Annotated in this window: 1 protein-coding gene and 1 rRNA gene; one reads left to right on the forward strand and one right to left on the reverse strand. The window is 46.1% G+C overall.

Annotated features, from left to right (window positions below; translation table 11 throughout):
* Positions 1–188, forward strand: a 188-nt coding sequence (locus QP324_RS11850; protein ID WP_284816180.1) for a hypothetical protein, incomplete at its 5' end; no start/stop codon positions are given.
* Between the two features lie 337 nt (positions 189–525).
* Here the strand turns inward: QP324_RS11850 and QP324_RS11855 are convergent.
* Positions 526–586, reverse strand: a 16S ribosomal RNA gene (locus QP324_RS11855); the annotation flags it as partial.

A 586-nucleotide genomic window follows, 5' to 3' on the forward strand; every position in this document is an offset into this window, starting at 1 on the left:
AGCCTTTCACGTCCTTCATCGGCTCAGCATGCCAAGGCATCCACCATGCGCCCTTAATAACGAACACACAAACCACCACACACAAACATGCGGGTGGCCACACAAGTGAACTTGACAAAAAATTGATTAAAGAAAAAAGAAATCACACAAACACACACAAACAAACCACAAATAAGCAATCCATTTAATGCGTGTTTAATGCTCGCGTCCACTATACAGTTCTCACACAACACCCCAACCACACCCTGCCAACACCAACAGTGTCAACAAGCCTTATGGTCAGGCACAAAAAGGGGGATAATGCCCCAGACACCCAACAATGCACCAACATACAAACAACATTATTTCTTGTTCAACTGTGCATGGACAACGTGTGTCACAAAGCGCCATTCAAACACTCGGATTTTGTCTCTTGAGCGTGTGTTTCACCCGGACAATTTTCAATAATAAAAGGCCGGCAGCATGACACTCGCATACTCAACCAACCAAGGGTGCAACTGCACCCGAAAAATAAAAGCTCCTTAGAAAGGAGGTGATCCACCCGCACCTTCCGGTACGGGTACCTTGTTACGACTTCGTCCCAATC

The sequence above is a fragment of the Corynebacterium sp. UMB0012 genome, assembly GCF_030216265.1.
Taxonomy (GTDB): domain Bacteria; phylum Actinomycetota; class Actinomycetes; order Mycobacteriales; family Mycobacteriaceae; genus Corynebacterium.